Genomic DNA, 16,122 nt, shown 5'->3' on the forward strand with positions numbered 1-16,122 from the left:
GGAAGGTTTTTCCCCGGACGGCCGATCGGAAGCGCATTGCTCAGGTGGTGGGACAGTCCAGGTCGGTTTCCGGGTTACAGGTCTCGCCACCGACACTCGCCGACGGCCCCACCGGCTCCGTCGTCGTCGCAGCCGTCGTGGGCGCTGTCGTCGGCGCCGTGGTCGGATCTGTCGTCGGCGGTTTCGGCGCCACCGCGGTGGGATCCGTCGTGGTCGGCGCGATGGTCGGCGCGGTCGTCGGGTCCGTGGTCGGGGCGGTGGTCGGCCCGGTGGTGGGGCCCGTCGTGCCGGTGGCGGTCGGGTCGGCGGTCGGGTTGATGGTGATGGTGCCACCGGGCCCGATCGTGACCCCCGGGATCGGAGTGGTGCCCGCCGGGGTCGGCACCAGGCGCGTCTCGCCGTTCGACAGGTTCTGCACCTGCTTGGTCGCCTTGCCCGGTCCCTCCGACACGAACGTCTCGCAGCTGCGGTCGTTGAGGTTGAACGCGAGCGGCGTGGCGTTGTTCAGTGAGTACCGGCCCGTGATCGGCAGGGTCACGGCCTTGCGACCGGCCAGCGGCGCGGTGGAGGCCATCGTGACCTGGTTGCCGGTCTGGGTCAGCGGCACCTTGCCGTTGCCGGACACGACCTGGTCGCCGGGCATGATGAACCACAGCTTCCAGTCGCTGATCGGAGACGCGTCCCGGTTGGCCACCGTCACCTGGGCACTGAACTTGCCCTGGGAGTCGCTCCAGATCGCGTAGCTGACCACGCACTTGCCGCTGGCCGCCACGACGCTCGCCTGCGACGACCCCTCGTCCCGGTCGCTGCCGCCGGTGTTGGCGGCCAGGCTCCAGGCGTAGGTGCCGACACCGAGCAGCAGAACCGCACCGGCCGCGATCATGATGCGCCGGGTCGGGTTCTGCGGGCCCCGGTTGCGCTCCTTGCCACCCTTGTCCGGGGACGCCGGCCCGGGCGGCTGGTTGCCCTCGAACGCCGGCCGCAGAGCCGCCCCGGCGGCCGCGGACATCACGACCGGGCCGGAGCGCAGCGCCGCGAAACGGCTGTTGCGGACCGGCGGCTCCGCCTCCTCCGCATGCGCCTTGGGCGGCGTCGGTTCGTGCCGGATCACATCGGGGTAGGACCGCTGGTGGCGCGGCAGGATCGTGGTGTCCTCGCCGCTCTCGGCCCAGTCGGGCACGTAACCGCGGGCCACCGACGGCGCACCCGCCGCGACGGCGGCCAGCACGTGCGCCAGCTCGGCGCTCGACGGCCGGTCCTGCGGACGCTTCTCCAGGCAGCGGCCGACCAGCGCGGAGACCGCGTGCGGCAGGCCCTCGACCGCGGGCAGCGGGTCGGGCTCGACATATTGGTGGGCGCGCAGCAGCGCGGTGGTGGTGCCGACGTCCCACGGCAGCTGGCCGATCAGCGTGCGGTAGATCAGCAGGCCCACCGCGTAGACATCGGTGGCCGGGCTGACCTGACCACCCTCGAGCCGCTCGGGCGCGAGGTAGGCCGGCGTGCCGAGCAGGCTGCCGTCCGGGTCTATGTCGTTCTCCCCGATCAGCGCCGAGATGCCGAAGTCGACAACCTTGGCCCCGGTCGGGGTCAGCATGACGTTGGCCGGGGTGACGTCGCGGTGCACGATGCCGCGCGAGTGCGCGGCGGCCAGCGCGGCGGCCACCTCAGCGGTGATCCGGACCGCGTGCTGCCACGGCAGCCGACGGGCCCGGGCCAGAACGGCGGCGAGCGACTCGCCGTCGATGAGCTCCATCACGACATAGGGAACCGGCTCACCGTCAACGGTGACCGCCTCGCCGTAGTCGTAGACGTTGGTGATGTGCGGGTGGCTCAGCCGTGCGGCAGCCTGGGCCTCAGCCCTCAGCCGACGCCGGAAAGCCGGGTCCGCGCTGGTCGACGGCGGCAGTACTTTGACCGCGACCTGGCGTCCGAGGACCTCATCAAATCCTCGCCACACCACTGACATCCCGCCGGCACCGAGCCGCTCCACCAACCGATATCTATCGGCCAGCAGGCTCGCTCCGGGCAGGTCCGTCGTGCTCATGTGCCCCCACATGCGCGCTCCGAAGAAACGCCGAGACGCACCGCCATGCTCCTCGACGTCGGGTAGAACCCGATTACCGGGCGTTCCCCATCGACGGCGAGATGTTAGCCCACGAAGGGCATGTACCACGAGCGGTCGAGACCAGCATCTACCTGCGACTGGTTACCGTCCGTTTCCTGTCATATGCCACCCGTCGAGATTGGACCGACCCGGCTGAAAGTCGGATCTTGGACTTACCTCGAGGCGCTTTTCCCGGGAAAATACACATTTCTATGGAAAAATCGGAAGCTTCGGTAGTTCAGCGTTCTGAACGTCCACCCGGGAGTGATCTACCAACTGTCGCCATCCGGTCACTGATCGAGACGGAACACCGTCACCCAGCGATGATCTTTAAATAGTGTCCTTATGGCAAATGTTGAAGGATCTAGCAGTGCAACCCCATCTGTTCGGGTGACCCCCTCGGCTTTTCAGACAGTTCCGCGTGCCAACTTCCGACCGGCTCGCGTGTCACCCCAGCAGCACGCCCTTGACCAGGTCACGGGCCGGTGCGGGCAGCGCGCCGGGGGCCCGCACCGGCAGCGCGGCCGGCACCGGAACGTCCCCGCCACGCACCGCGCCGAGCTCGGCCAGCAGCGTCAGCACCGGCGCCAGTTCCTCGTAGAGCACCAGCACGACCTCGCCCGGCCGGGCCAGGTGGATGGCCGTGGTGATCGCCTCCCGATAGCCGTCCTCGCGCATCGACAGCAGCTTCGGCCGGCGGGCCCGCATCTCCCGCTCGACGAGGGCGGACACCTCGCCCGGCTCCCGCCCGCGCAGGTCCTCGTCGTCGTAGAGCACAGCCCGGCCCACCCCGTCGGCGATGATCTGGGCGCAGGCCGCCAGCAGGTCGTCGCGCCGGTCACCGGGCAGCGTCACGGCGGCCACGCACCGCTCGGCCCCCCACAGCCGGTGCAGGGTCCGCAGCGTGGCGGCCAGGGCGGCCGGGTTGTGCGCGTAATCGACGAACACCGCCACGTCACCGATCCGCATCAGGGTGGCCCGGCCCGGGTTGGCGACCGGCGGGTCGAAGTCGGCGAGCCGGCGGGCCACCGACTCCTGGCCGGCCCCCAGGGCCCGGGCGGCCGCGGCGGCGGCCAGGGCGTTGGCCGCGGCGTGCAGGGCCGCTCCCCCGTACGCCCCGGGCAGGTCGGCCAGCCGCAGCAGCGGCGTGCGCCGGGCCCCGGTCGCCTGCATCAGCCAGCCGTCGTGCAGGAGATAGGCGGTGCCACCCTTGGCGAGGTGCTCGACCACCACCGGGTGCCGTGAGTCGAGGCCGAACCAGACGACCCGCTTGCGGTCGGCGCGCACCCGCGGCCGGTCGACCAGCGACCGCACCCACGGGTCGTCCACGTTGAGCACGAGCGTCCCGCCGTCCCGCACCCGCTCGGCCACCAGGGCCTTCACGTGGGCCAGGTCCTCGACCGAGTCGAGCCCGTCCTGCCCGAGGTGATCGGCGGTGATGTTGGTGATCACCCCGACGTCCGACCAGTCGTAGCCGAGGCCGCGCTTGAGCAGCCCGCCCCGCGCGGTCTCCAGCACCGCGGCCTGCACCCCCGGGTCGCCGAGGACCATCTGCGCGGACAGCGGCCCGGTCGCGTCGGCCCGGAAGATCTCCCGGCCGTCGATGCCGACCCCGTCGGTGGTGGTCAGCCCGATCCGCTTGCCGGTGTCGGCCAGCAGGTGCGCGGTCAGCCGGGCCACCGTGGTCTTGCCGTTGGTGCCGGTCACCGCGGCGGTCGGGATGCGGCCGTCGGAGCCGGCCGGGAACATCGCCCGCACGATCGCGTCGCCCACGTCGTGCGCCCGGCCGCGCACCGGGGCCAGGTGCATCCGCAGGCCGGGTACCGCGTTCACCTCGATCACCCCGCCGGTCACCTCGTCGCCGTCGCGCACCGGGGCGAGCGGCTCGGCGATGTCCGGCAACCGCAGGTCGATCCCGCAGATGTCCAGGCCGACCAGCGCGGCCACCCGCAGGCAGAGCCGGGTCACGTCGGGGTGCACCCGGTCGGTGACGTCGTGGCTGGTGCCGCCGGTGGACAGGTTGGTGGTCTCGCGCAGCCACACCTTCTGCCCGGCGGCCGGCACGAACGCCAGCGTGTGCCCCTGGTGCTCGAGCACCCGCAGGGCGGTGTCGTCCACGGTGATCCGGGTCAGCACCCGGGAGTGGCCGGCCCCCCGGCGCGGGTCGGTGTTGGTGCGGTCGACCAGCTCGGCGACCGTGCTGCGGCCGTCGCCGGCGACGTGCGCGGCGATGCGCTCGGCCGCCGCCGCCACCTCGCCCGCCACCACCAGCACCCGGTAGTCGCGGCCGGTCAGCTGCCGCTCGATGATCACGTCCTCGCCGGCTGCGCTGAACGCGTACGCCGTCTCCGCCCCGGTCGTGACGCTGAGGGTGACCCGGTCGCCCTGCCGGCCCTGCCGGGGTTTGATCACGACGGGCGCGCCGAGCTCGGCGAAGAGCCGGGCCGCCTCGGCGGCGGTGCGGGCCACCCCGCCGGCCGGGATCGGCACGCCGGCCTCGGCCAGCAGCCGCCGGGTGATCTCCTTGTCGCCGGCGATGTCGATGCCGACGCCGCTGGTGCGGTCGCTCATCGCCGCCCAGGCGAGCCGGCGCCGGGTGCCCCAGCCGAGCCGCACCAGGCTGAGGTCGCCACAGCGCTCGACCGGGATGCCCCGGCGCCGGGCGGCCGCGATGATCGCCCGGGTGCTCGGCCCGGTGGCCTCCCGCTCGGCCAGCGCGGCGATCGAAGCCAGGTCGGCCGCCGAGCCGTGCTGAATCTCCGGCACGCCGGCCGCGGCGGTGGCCAGCGCCACGCTGGAGAAGGACCGCCCGGCCGCGATCTCGGTGACCAGATCGACGGCCATCGCCAGCAGGTCGCCCGGCACGGTCGAGCCGGCCGGCTCGTCCACCGGGCATTCCACGATCAGCTGGTAGACGTCCGGTTCGCCGGTCGACACCGTGCGCCCGAAGCTGATGTCCCGCCCGATCAGCTGGGACAGCTCCAGGCAGACGTGCTCGGTCACGTGCCCGAAGTAGGTCCCGCCGCGCAGCCGGCTGACGAACCCGCCGGGCGCACCGGCCGCGCAGTGGTGTTCGGTCAGGCCGGGCAGCGCGCGCAGCAGCCGCTCCGGGAAGCCGGTGAGGTCGGATGTCTCCCGGCCGGCCAGGTCGCCGAGCCGGAGCCGGGCGACGACCGCCGGCCGGGACAGGTACACGTTGGGTCCGCGCAGCCGGCGCAGGCTTTCGATCTTCATGCGACTCCCCGTTCGGCCGCGGGTGCGTCGACGACCGGCCGGCGTCCCGTGAGGTGGAAGGTGTGCCCGGCGGGCAGCACGTGGATGCGCGCCCCGGCCAGGGTGATCGGGCCCCGGGCCGGAACCCGGATGTCGGTGGCGGCGCCGGCGTCCACGACGGTGACCGCGCCGCTGCCCAGCACCTCGAAACGGTCGCCGTCGGTCAGGATGGCGGTGTCCTCGTCGATGCCGAGACCGAGCTCGTGCGGGTACAGCGCGACGGCGCTGAGCAGCCGGTTGAGCCGGCCGCGTTCGGCGAAGTGCTGGTCGATCAGCACGCCGGGCAGGAACTCGAGGCCGGGCCCGGTGCGCACGGCGGCCCGGTTGACCCCGGGCGCGTCGCCCTCGGCGATCATCGTGCCGGACATCGCGGCCGCGCCGGCGCTGGTGCCGGCCAGCACCACCGCACCGGCCGCCACCCGGGCCTGCAGCAGCGAGTCGGTGGCGGTGCCGCCGAGCACCGTGGTGATCCGCTCCTGGTCGCCGCCGGTGAAGAAGACGCCGGTGGCCCGATGCAGGGCGGGCTGTTCGAGCTGGGCGTCGGCCCGGGTGTTCAGCCGCAGCGGGACGACCTCGCCCGCACCGAGAGCGGTGAACGCCTCCCGGTGGGCGGTCTCGGCGGCGGCGGGCGACGAACTCGCGGTGGCGATCACCACGATCCGCGCCCGGCTCCCACCGGCCAGCTCGACGAAACGGGCGAGCAGCGAGGGCCCGGCGGCGCCGCCGATGATCAGGAGCCGGCCGTGACTCGACACAGTTCCCCCTCAAGGATGCAGCAGCCATCCCTGAGGTTAAACGGAACAAATCCGAAACATCCGCCTAATGCTGGTAGTCCGCGGGCAGCAGGTGGGTAACCTCGGCCGGCCCGTCGGCGAGGGCCACCGCCCGCTCCTCGACTCCCTCGTCCCGCTGGGTCAGCCGGCCCTCGTGCTGGCGCAGATGCTCGGCCCAGGTGGGCACCTGGTAGACCTCGACGAACTTGGCCGGGTCCTCGCCGTCCCGGAACAGCCCCCACCGGGTCGCGCCGGTCCGCTGCCGCGACCCGCGCAGCTGCCGCATCGCCGCCCGGAAGGCGTCCACGTTCGCGTCGCCCACCCGGTAGACCGCGGTGACCAGCACCGGCCCCTCGTCCAGGTGCGGCTCCAGCATCAGATGCGGCTCGGCCCAGTAGATCGCCGGGCTCCGGTCGGTGCCGTCCACCTCGTGCACCGGCCACCAGAGCACGGTCACGGTCCCGGCCAGCATCAGCCCGGCCGCCGTCACGAAGGCCGCATCGAGGCTGACCGCCGTGGCCACCTGACCCCAGGCCAGCGCCCCCACCGCCTGCCCGCCCGCGAACACCACCTGGTAGATCCCGAACCCCCGGGCTCGCACCCAGTTGGGCAGGAACAACTGCAGGGTGGCGTTCATCCGCGAGACCAGCGTCATCCAGGCCAGCCCGGCCGCGACCAGGGCGACCGTCACCGCCGGGAACAGCGGCACCAGCGCGACGACCACCAGGGCCACCGCGTAGACGACACCGGCCAGGACGATCAGCCGATTCGGGCTGAGCCGCTGCCGGATGCGCGGCATCAGCAGCGCACCCACGATCGCGCCCACCCCCAGCGCGGCCAGCAGGATGCCGTAGCCGCTCGCCCCCAACCCGAGCTCCTGGTGCGCGACCACCGGCAGCAGACCCCAGACCACGCTGCCCGGCAGCACGAACAGCACCACCCGAAGCAGCAGCAGCCGGACCGTCGGCGAGTAACGCACGTACCGGCCACCGGCCCGCAGAGCCGACCCGAAGTGCTCCGGATGCGAGTCCGGCGCCTGCGCCGGCCGCCGCCACCAGGCCAGCGCCGCCGCGAAGACGGCGAACGACAGCGCGTTGAGCCCGAACACCGCTGCCGATCCGATCTGGGCCACCAGCAGACCGGCCACGGCCGGCCCGGCCGACCGGGCCAGGTTGGTGTTGACCGCGCCCAGCGCCGACGCCGACGGCAGTTCGTCGCGCGGCACCACCTCCGGGATCACCGCCTGCCAGGTGGGCAGGGTCAGGGCCTGCCCGACCCCGAGCAGGAAGGTGAACCCGAGCAGCAGCGCCGGCGGCATCAGGTCGAGCCAGGTGAACACGGTCAGCACCGAGGCGACCGCGAACAACCCGATCTGCACGGCCAGCAGCAGCCGGCGCCGGTCGAACCGGTCGGCCAGCGCCCCCGACGGCAACGCCAGCAGCAGCACCGGAAGCATGGTCACGGCCTGCACCAGGCTCACCCAGGTGGCCGCGTGCGGCTCCTGGACGACCAGCCACTGGGCGCCGACCGTCTGCATCCAGGTGCCGACGTTGCCGGCCAGGACCGCCACCCACAGCACGCGGAACACGGGTTGGCGCAGCGGCGCCCAGGAGGAGGTCACAGCGCAGTGTCTACCGCCGGGACGCGCCCGGCCCCGGCCGGGGTACCACCTCGCGCACGTCGTCCAGCCGGTGCCCGGCCGAACAGTGGATCTCGGCGTGCACCTCGCACCCGCAGTCCCGGTGCTCGAACTTCAGCGGCGGCCCGGCCGGCCCGGCGAAATACCGGTTACCCCACGCCAGCAGCGTGACCAGCACCGGATAGACGTCCAGCCCCTTGGCGGTAAGCCGGTACTCGTGCCGTTCCCGCGCGCCCGGCTCGCGGTAGGGCTCCCGCCGCAGCATCTCCTGCTCGACCAGCATGGCCAGCCGGTTCGTCAGCACCTGCCGGGGTATGCCGGTGCGCACCCGCATGTCGTCGAAACGACGCACCCCGTTGAAGACCTCGCGCAGCACCACGACGGTCCACTTCTCGCCGAGCACCTCCATCGCCCGCTCGATCGTGCACCCGTCGATGGACCAACTGAGCGCTGTGGAATTCATGACACCAGGCTAGGTCTGCTTGACAGACGCAGCAAGGGCGGGCGAGGCTGCGTCCATGACGCAGACCCAGGATCGCTCCCGCACTTTCGGCTGGACCGACCCGTCGGTGCACGCGAACCTGATCGGCCGCCGCAGTGGCCTCGACCTGTTGCGAGCAATGGCGTCCGGCGAACTCCCGGCTCCGCCGATCATGCAATTGGTCGACCTGGCCGGCATGGAGGTCGAGGAAGGCTCGGTCACCGTTCACCTGGACCCGCAGGAATTCCATTACAACCCGCTCGGCTCCATGCACGGCGGCGTCATTTCGACATTGCTGGACACCGCCGCCGGCTGCACCGTGCACAGCACTCTCCCGATCGGCGTCGGTTACACCAGCCTCGATCTCTCGGTGAAATTCCTGCGTCCGATCACCATCACCACCGGCCGCATCACCTGCAAAGGCAGCATTCTCCAGCAGGGCCGCCGCACCGCACTGGCCGAGGCCAGACTGACCGATTCCGCCGGCAAACTGCTGGCCCACGCCACAAGCAGTTGCCTCATCTTCGAAATGCCTTTATAAGTACGCCGATCGAACAGTCCCCTGGTTCAGGGATACGCCAGGCGTCGGTCCCGGCCATACCCCGCCGCCGGGCGGCGACTTTGGTCGCTCAGCCAAACAGCCCGCCGGCCGATGGGAAGATCGATGCGCGCCCACCGTCTTCCGTACGTGCTGGCCCCGGCGCTGGCCCTGGTGGTCACGGCCGCACTTCAGCCGGCGTCGGCCCAGCCCGCCACACCCGTCGACGACCTGTACGCGCTCTGCCCGGCTGCGGTCTCCCTGGAGCCCGGCGTCGAGGTGAACTGCGCGATCGCGATCGAACCGGCCTTCTCATCCCACCTCACCGTCACGACGACGGCGGAACTCGACGTGCCGGCGACGGCCATGGCACCGGCCTTCGACGTGCCGATCCTGCCGCCGCTGACCGTGCCGGTGCCGGTCCACCTGGCTACCGGCACCACGGCCGGCTGTGTCACCGGCGCGGCCCGCCCGGTCGTCGGCACCACGACGACGCTCACCCTGTCGGCGACCTTCGAGGGTCCGGGTGGCGCCCAGCCCCTCTTCGAATACCGCACGACCGCCGAGCCGGACAGCACCTACACCAGCACCTCGATCGACGGCCCGGACGTGGCGACCCTGGACTTCGAACCGGGCGAGCTGACGCCGGGCGAAACCTACCAGTGGCGGGTTCGCGGAACGCCCGACGAGACCCTGGCGGGCTGGTCCGGCTGGTGCGAGTTCGCCGTCGCCGCCGACGCCCCCGACCTGCGCGAACTCGACCCGACCGAGATCGACGCGCTGGCCCAGCTGAAGATCCGCCCGGAGCGCGACTACACCGTCAAGCTGACCCCGGCCCAGTGGCGCACCGCCCTGGAGATGTACGACACCGACGATGCCGTCGTCGTCGACGAACCCACCGAGGACGACCAGGACTACGACCGGCTGGTCGCGGCCGTCCGCCGGCAGGCGCCGACGTCCCGGGTCACGTTGACCGGCGCCCAGTGGGCCGCGCTGTCCGTCCAGTTAGCCGAGTGGGCGACCATCGTCGACGAGTCGGCCCTGGAGGTCGAGCCCGAGTACCAGGTTGACGGCACCGCCCACCGAGCCGTCCTGGGCCGGATCTCCACCCAACTGGGCGGCCCGGCCCACCCCAACTTCGGCTGATCTCAGCGGCTCAGCCGAAGACGCCGGGCCTCACGCTTCTCCTCGAAGCGGGACGCCTGGGTCTCGAGCTCGTCCATATGGGCGGCCAACTCCTCGCGGGCCTTCTCCCCCTCGGCCGACAGATCGGTGCGGCCGAAGATGTTCCACTGCCGGATAACCGGCTGCAGCACCTCGTCGCGGTGCTGGCGCAGGTCATAGATACCCGCCAAAGCGATCGACAGCGCCTTTCGCTGGAAACCCTCGATGTTGGCGCCGGGCATCTGGAAGCCGGCCACCACGTCGGCCACCGCCCGCATCGCGTGGTCGGGGTCGAGGTCGAAGGCCGCCGCCAGCAGATTGCGGTAGAAGACCATGTGGAGGTTCTCGTCGGCCGCGACCCGGGCCAGCAATTGCTCGGCGATCGGGTCGCCGGTGGCCTTACCGGTGTTGCGATGCGAGATGCGGGTCGCCAATTCCTGGAACGCGACATAGGCGATGGAGTGCATCATCTCGTCGGGGTGGTAATTGTTGTAGCCCGCCTCCATGTGCACCATGCGGGCCCGTTCCAGCGCGATCGGGTCGACCGCGCGGGTGACCGTCAGGTAATCGCGCAGCGCGATGCCGTGCCGGCCCTCTTCCGCCGTCCAGCGGTGCACCCAGGTGCCCCACGCGCCGTCGCGGCCGAACAGCGTCGCGATCTCGTGGTGGTACGACGGCAGGTTGTCCTCGGTCAGCAGGTTGACGATCAGCGCGGTGCGCGCGACGTCGGGCAGCGGGGAGTCGGTCGGCTTCCACGGCTCGCCGTTCAGCAGGCCGTCATAGGTGCGCCCCTCGCTCCACGGCACGTACTCGTGCGGGAACCATTCCTTGGCCAGCGACAAGTGCCGGTCGAGGTTGGCGGCCACTACGGGTTCCAGCTCGATGAGCAGGGCGGTCTGGTCCACGATCTCTCCCCTACGGTTGCGTAACCTACGCCACCGTAACCTCTTACCCGCCGGTATCCGAACGGGGCACGGAATTCACAGCTGACTCTTCAGTGGCACGGGTCGACCATCATGGATGGCTCAAACGACCTGGGAGGCAGCAGTGTTGCGACGCGCCCTGACCGTTCTGACCATTTTCGCCGTGGTGGTGACCCCGGCCGCGCCCGCTGCGGCCGGCCCCGACACCTACGGCCGACTCCTGCAACAGCAGCTCGACGCGGTGCACGCGGCCGGCATGCCGGGCGTGTTCGCCGAGGTGCGGGACGGCCGCCGCACCTGGACGCCGGCCGCCGGCGTAGCCGATGTCGCCACCGGCTCGCCGGTCCTCGACGGCATGCGGCACCGGGTGGGCAGCATCACCAAGACCTTCGTGGCCACCACCGTGCTGCAGCTGGTGAACGAGCGCCGGGTGTCGTTGGACGCCCCGATCGGCCGCTATCTACCCCGCGGCCTGGTGCCATCCGATTTGTCCAGTCAGGTGACGGTGCGGATGCTGCTGCAGCACACCAGCGGCATCGGCAACTACACCAACGAGCTCATCAAGACCGAAGAAGACATCATCACGATGGGCCAGACGATCTACCAACCCGAACAATTGGTACGCCTCGGCCTCCAGGCCGGCGCCACCAACGCACCGGGAGCGACCTGGTCGTACTCCAACACCAACTACATCCTGGCCGGACTGATCATCGAGCGGGTCACCGGAAACCGCTACGAGTCCGAGGTGAGCCGGCGGATCCTGCGACCGCTCGGCCTCCGCGACACCTACTTCGAGGGGGCCGACCCGAAGATCCGCGGACCGCACATGCACGCGTACGTCCCATGGATCGACGGCACCCTGAAGGACTTCACCGTCTACAACATGACCTGGGGCTGGGCGGCCGGCGAGATCGTGTCGACCGCGCACGACCTGGACGTCTTCTACCGGGCGCTGCTGTCCGGGCGGCTGCTCAAGCCGGCGCTGCTGGCCGAGATGGAGAACACCGTGCCGCAGTTCCCGGAGGAGCCGGCGGCCGGCGGTTACGGGCTCGGCCTCTACTGGGTCGACCTGCCGTGCGGGCGGTTCTGGGGACACGACGGCGGGACGATCGGCCACCAGACGATCTCCTGGCACAGCCCGGACGGGCAGCGCCAGGTCTCGTACGCGCACAGCATGGCGTTCTACGTCAATCCCGCGATCGACGAGGCCATCGCCAACTTCCTGCTCACCGCGCTCTGCGGAGGGTCGTCGCAGCAGCTCAAGGCGGCCGCGACGACCATGCCGCGAACTATTGAGGCTCTCCACTGACCGACGGGTGCAGGTCGGCGTCCGGCGGCTGCCACGCGGTGACGTCGGCGTCGACCTGCTCCCCCGAGCGGATGTCCTTCACCGTGTCCGGCTCACCCGGGAACCACACGTAGGGAATGCCGCGCCGGTCGGCGTACTGAATCTGCTTGCCGAATTTCGCCGCGGCCGGCGCCACCTCGGTGGGAATGCCGCGGCGGCGCAGCGCGCCGGCGATCCGGTCGCAAGCGGCCCGCTGGTCCTCGTGCGGCAAAGCGACGAGTACGCAGGTGGGCACCGACCGGGACACCGTCAGCGCCTGCTTGCCGAACAGCACACCGAGCATCCGGGACACCCCGATGGAGATGCCGACGCCCGGGAAGCGCTCCTTACCGGAGGACGCCAGGTTGTCGTAGCGGCCGCCCGAGCAGACCGACCCGAACCGCTCGTAACCGCGCAGCTGGGTCTCGTAGACCGTGCCGGTGTAGTAGTCGAGACCGCGAGCGATCTTCAGATCCGCGGCGACCAGGCCGGGAGCGTGCTCCCGGGCCGTCTCGACCACCCGGACCAGCTCGTCGAGCCCCTCGTCGAGCAGCGGGTCGCTGACCCCCAACTTGCGGACCGCGTCCACGAAGGAGCCGTCCTCGGCCGAGATGGCGGCCAGCTCAAGGCAGGCCGCGGCCTGTGCGTCGGTCGCGCCGGCCGTCTCGACCAGCAACGCCGCGACCTTTTCGGGCCCGATCTTGTCGAGCTTGTCGACCGTCCGCAGCACCTGATCGGTGTCGGTGAGGCCAAGCCCGCGGTAGAAGCCCTCGCACACCTTGCGGTTGTTGACCAGGATGCGGGCCCGCGGGATCGGCAGGCCGCCCAGCGCGTCGCCGATGACCAGCGGCATCTCGGTGTCGTAGTGGAACGGCAGCGAGTCGCGGTTGACCACGTCGATGTCGGCCTGCAGGAACTCGCGGTAGCGGCCCTCCTGCGGTCGCTCCCCCCGCCACACCTTCTGAATCTGGTAGCGGCGGAACGGGAACTGCAGCTTGCCCGCATTTTCCACGACGAAGCGTGCGAACGGGACGGTCAGGTCGAAGTGCAGGCCGAGCTGATCGTCGTCCTTCGCGTCCGCCTCGGCCTGCAGGCGGTGCAGCAGGTAGACCTCCTTCGAGGTCTCCCCCTTGCTGAGCAGGGTCTCGAGCGGCTCGACCGAGCGAGTCTCGAGCGGGGCAAAACCATAGAGCTCGAACGTCGACCGGATGCGGTCGATCACCCGCTGCTCGATGATGCGCTGGGCGGGCAGCCATTCGGGAAAGCCGGAGATAGGCACTGACGTTGCTCCTAGAGTCCGCGGCCGGGCGCTGCGGTCAACTCCCGTAGGTACGGGTTGGTGGCGCGCTCGCGGCCGATGGTGGTGGCTGGTCCGTGGCCGGGCAGGACGACGGTCTCGTCGGCCAGCGGCAGGATCTTGTCCCGCAGGCTGGTCATCATCGTGTCCGTACTGCCGCCCGGCAGATCGGTGCGTCCGATGGATCCCGCGAAGAGAACGTCGCCCGACAAACACAGCGGAGCGTCATCTCCCGGCAGGCGGAACAGCACCGACCCGCCGGTATGGCCGGGCGCGTGATCGACGGTCACCTCTATGCCGGCGATGTTCAGCACCCCGCCGTCGGTCAGCTCGGCGACGTCGTCGGGCTCGGTGTAGGGCAGCCGGCCACCGAACAACTGGTTCAGGTCCATGCTCAAGCCCTTGGATGGATCGGCCAGCATCTCCAGGTCGGCCGGGTGCACATAGGCCGTGATGCCGCGCGCCCCGCAGACCGGCGCGACCGAGAACGTGTGGTCGAGGTGCCCGTGCGTGAGCAGCACCGCAGCCGGCTGCAGACGGTGCTGCGCGAGCACCTCGTCGAGCCGGTCGAGCACGCCGATGCCGGGGTCGACGATCAGGCACTGCTCACCCGGACCCACAGCCACCACATAGCAATTGGTGCCGAAGGCCTGTGCCTCAACGCCGGTGACGAGCACGCCACGACCTCTCTGCCGATCTGGAGCAAATCGTAACGAGCCTAGCCGGGCGGGGGCACACCACTTTCCCAGGAGGTACCCGTACACTCTTGCGGGCGTGTGACTAGGAACATGAGGAAGGGCAACGTTCGGTGACTTCCAGTAAGGACCGGCAGCGCAAGCTGGCACGGGCCAAGCACGATCGGCAGTTGGCTCGGCGCGTCGCCAAGGAGCGGCGCAGGCGACGCATCTATGCCGGCGTCGGCTCGGGTGTCGCGGTCCTCCTGATCGTCGCGGGCATCGCCTGGATCGGCGGCGCGTTCGACTCCGACGACAAAGCGGACACGGCCGCGCAGGACGTGTGCGCCTGGACGCCGCAGAGCGCGACGACGAACACCAACCTCAAGGAAGTCGGTACTCCGCCCACCACGGACATCCCGACCCTCGGCACCGACACGATGACCATCAACACCGACCAGGGCGACCCCATCGTCGTCGCGCTGGATCAGGAGAAGGCGCCGTGCGGCACCGAGGACCTCCGGTACCTCGCGAGCAAGAACTTCTACGACAACACCACGTGCCACGAGATCACGACGTACGGCGCGATTCGCTGCGGCGACCCCAGTGGCACCGGACTGGGCGGCCCGACCTACAGCGTCTACAGCGAGAACACCCCGGCACAGCCCGACCCGTCGCCGAGCACCGGCACCGCGGCGTCGACCACCCCGCTCTACCCGAAGGGTACGGTCGCCCTGCTCGGCAACCCGCCCGGCACCAACGGCAGCCAGTTCCTGATCTTCTTCAAGGACTACTCGCCGGCGTCTCCGGAGTACTCGATCGTCGGCACGGTGTCCGCGGGCATCGACACCGTCACCACGATCGGCAAGATCCCCACCGTCGATGACTCCGCCGGCGACAAGATCAAGCCCAAAACGAAGATCACGATCAAGAGTCTCACCGTTGGTGATGCCGCCACTGCCTCCGCGGCGCCGTCGGCGAGCGCACAGTCTTAAGTCCCCCAGGCCGAACACAGCAGGAGGAACACCGTGTCGTCGATCAAGGACCGGCAGCGCGCGGCGGCGCGGGCCCGGCTCGAGAAGGAGATGCAGGAACGCTCTGCAGCCGCTCGCAAGCGCCGGCAAAAGCAGGCGATCATCGGTACGGCGCTCGCCGTCGTGGTCATCGCCGGCGCGGCGGTCTGGATCGTCACCGCGCTCAAGGACGACAAAAAGCCCGCGAGTACGGCAAGCAGCGCCGTACCGGCCGGCTCGGTCGCCTGCACGTGGACGCCGGACACCGGCGGCGGCAAGGTCAAGGACGTCGGCACCCCGCCGACCACCGCGCCCAACACCGGCACCGCGACCCTGACCATGGACACCAACCTCGGCAAGATCGTTGCCACGCTGGACAAGTCCAAGGTCCCGTGCACCACCGCCAGCTTCACCTACCTGGCCAGCAAGAAGTTCTGGGACAACACCAAGTGCCACCGGCTCGTGAACGAAGCCAGCTTCAAGGTGCTGCAGTGTGGGGATCCGTTCGCTACCGGTAAGGGGTACCGGGACACTGACGGTCAAGGCGGGCCTAGCTACACCATGGCTGAGGAGAACCTGCCTACTGACACCAACAAGCCGTATCCGGCTGGGTCGATCGCTATGGCTAACACGGGCCAGGCTGGTAGCACTGGGTCTCAGTTCTTCATTTGCTCTGAGGACACTCAGCTGCCGGCTAGCTACACGCTGCTCGGCACGATCACTTCTGGCCTCGACTTCGTTAAGGACGTGGTCAAGGCCGGGGATGACGGTGCCTTTGCCTCCTCTGCCGGTGGTGGGCACCCCAAGAAGGAGCTCGACATTAAAGCTCTGACTATGTCCTGAGTTTTTGCTTTGTAAGGGCGGGGCCTCTTTGGGCTCCGCCCTTTTGCTTGCTCTGGGACGGTTTTGGGCCGGG

13 protein-coding genes are annotated in these 16,122 nt (G+C 70.3%); 5 read left to right on the forward strand and 8 right to left on the reverse strand.

The window, feature by feature from the left end; translation table 11 throughout:
- Window positions 1–40: 40 nt before the first annotated feature.
- From Ate02nite_RS01175 to Ate02nite_RS01195, 5 genes are all read right to left on the reverse strand, one after another.
- Window positions 41–2,044, reverse strand: coding sequence for a serine/threonine-protein kinase (locus Ate02nite_RS01175; RefSeq protein ID WP_239147037.1), 2,004 nt, complete (start codon window positions 2,042–2,044; stop codon window positions 41–43).
- A gap of 507 nt (window positions 2,045–2,551) precedes the next feature.
- Window positions 2,552–5,338: a cyanophycin synthetase gene (gene cphA, locus Ate02nite_RS01180; protein ID WP_203797595.1), complete on the reverse strand. Its 2,787-nt coding sequence runs from the start codon at window positions 5,336–5,338 to the stop codon at window positions 2,552–2,554.
- Window positions 5,335–6,132, reverse strand: a complete 798-nt coding sequence (locus Ate02nite_RS01185; protein WP_203797597.1) for a cyanophycinase — start codon at window positions 6,130–6,132, stop codon at window positions 5,335–5,337. The genes cphA and Ate02nite_RS01185 overlap by 4 nt, the downstream gene beginning before the upstream one ends.
- A gap of 64 nt (window positions 6,133–6,196) precedes the next feature.
- The gene (locus Ate02nite_RS01190; protein ID WP_203797599.1) at window positions 6,197–7,771 is read right to left on the reverse strand and encodes an MFS transporter; all 1,575 of its coding nucleotides are present in this window, start codon (window positions 7,769–7,771) and stop codon (window positions 6,197–6,199) included.
- A 10-nt stretch (window positions 7,772–7,781) separates the two neighbouring features.
- Entirely contained in the window at window positions 7,782–8,252 is a 471-nt protein-coding gene (locus Ate02nite_RS01195) for a winged helix-turn-helix transcriptional regulator (RefSeq protein ID WP_203797601.1), read from the reverse strand.
- 55 nt (window positions 8,253–8,307) lie between these two features.
- Between Ate02nite_RS01195 and Ate02nite_RS01200 the strand changes: the two genes are divergently transcribed.
- Together Ate02nite_RS01200 and Ate02nite_RS01205 are read left to right on the forward strand one after the other, a co-directional pair.
- Complete coding sequence (locus Ate02nite_RS01200; RefSeq protein ID WP_203797602.1) at window positions 8,308–8,811, forward strand: PaaI family thioesterase; 504 nt, start codon at window positions 8,308–8,310, stop codon at window positions 8,809–8,811.
- 123 nt (window positions 8,812–8,934) lie between these two features.
- On the forward strand, window positions 8,935–9,954 hold the full coding sequence (locus tag Ate02nite_RS01205) for a hypothetical protein (protein ID WP_203797604.1): 1,020 nt from the start codon (window positions 8,935–8,937) through the stop codon (window positions 9,952–9,954).
- Window positions 9,955–9,956: 2 nt separating this feature from the next.
- Here Ate02nite_RS01205 and Ate02nite_RS01210 read toward each other — a convergent pair whose 3' ends face one another.
- Window positions 9,957–10,880 (reverse strand): acyl-ACP desaturase, encoded by a 924-nt coding sequence (locus Ate02nite_RS01210; RefSeq protein WP_203797673.1) that lies wholly within the window; start codon window positions 10,878–10,880, stop codon window positions 9,957–9,959.
- Between the two features lie 235 nt (window positions 10,881–11,115).
- Here Ate02nite_RS01210 and Ate02nite_RS01215 point away from each other — a divergent pair, with 235 nt between their 5' ends.
- A complete protein-coding gene (locus tag Ate02nite_RS01215; RefSeq protein WP_438871144.1) occupies window positions 11,116–12,204 on the forward strand; it encodes a serine hydrolase domain-containing protein in 1,089 nt (362 codons plus the stop codon).
- On the opposite strand, the gene hisS is transcribed toward Ate02nite_RS01215, so the two are convergent.
- Together hisS and Ate02nite_RS01225 are read right to left on the reverse strand one after the other, a co-directional pair.
- Entirely contained in the window at window positions 12,185–13,501 is a 1,317-nt protein-coding gene (gene hisS, locus Ate02nite_RS01220; protein WP_203797608.1) for a histidine--tRNA ligase, read from the reverse strand. The genes Ate02nite_RS01215 and hisS overlap by 20 nt on opposite strands.
- An 11-nt stretch (window positions 13,502–13,512) precedes the next feature.
- A complete protein-coding gene (locus Ate02nite_RS01225) occupies window positions 13,513–14,196 on the reverse strand; it encodes an MBL fold metallo-hydrolase (RefSeq protein WP_203797610.1) in 684 nt (227 codons plus the stop codon).
- 131 nt (window positions 14,197–14,327) lie between these two features.
- On the opposite strand from Ate02nite_RS01225, the gene Ate02nite_RS01230 reads away from it, so the two are divergent.
- Entirely contained in the window at window positions 14,328–15,188 is an 861-nt protein-coding gene (locus Ate02nite_RS01230; RefSeq protein WP_203797612.1) for a peptidylprolyl isomerase, read from the forward strand.
- Window positions 15,189–15,221: 33 nt separating this feature from the next.
- On the forward strand, window positions 15,222–16,049 hold the full coding sequence (locus Ate02nite_RS01235; RefSeq protein WP_203797614.1) for a peptidylprolyl isomerase: 828 nt from the start codon (window positions 15,222–15,224) through the stop codon (window positions 16,047–16,049).
- Window positions 16,050–16,122 lie beyond the last annotated feature (73 nt).

It is taken from the genome of Paractinoplanes tereljensis, assembly GCF_016862435.1.
GTDB classification, from domain to species: domain Bacteria; phylum Actinomycetota; class Actinomycetes; order Mycobacteriales; family Micromonosporaceae; genus Actinoplanes; species Actinoplanes tereljensis.

What these genes read in the sequence shown, in the direction of transcription:
- Ate02nite_RS01175 (WP_239147037.1), bottom strand. Translation starts at nt 2,044, where the DNA reads ATGAGCACGACGGACCTGCCCGGAGCGAGCCTGCTGGCCGATAGATAT.
- cphA (WP_203797595.1), bottom strand. Translation starts at nt 5,338, where the DNA reads ATGAAGATCGAAAGCCTGCGCCGGCTGCGCGGACCCAACGTGTACCTG.
- Ate02nite_RS01200 (WP_203797602.1), top strand. Translation starts at nt 8,308, where the DNA reads ATGACGCAGACCCAGGATCGCTCCCGCACTTTCGGCTGGACCGACCCG.
- Ate02nite_RS01205 (WP_203797604.1), top strand. Translation starts at nt 8,935, where the DNA reads ATGCGCGCCCACCGTCTTCCGTACGTGCTGGCCCCGGCGCTGGCCCTG.
- Ate02nite_RS01195 (WP_203797601.1), bottom strand. Translation starts at nt 8,252, where the DNA reads ATGAATTCCACAGCGCTCAGTTGGTCCATCGACGGGTGCACGATCGAG.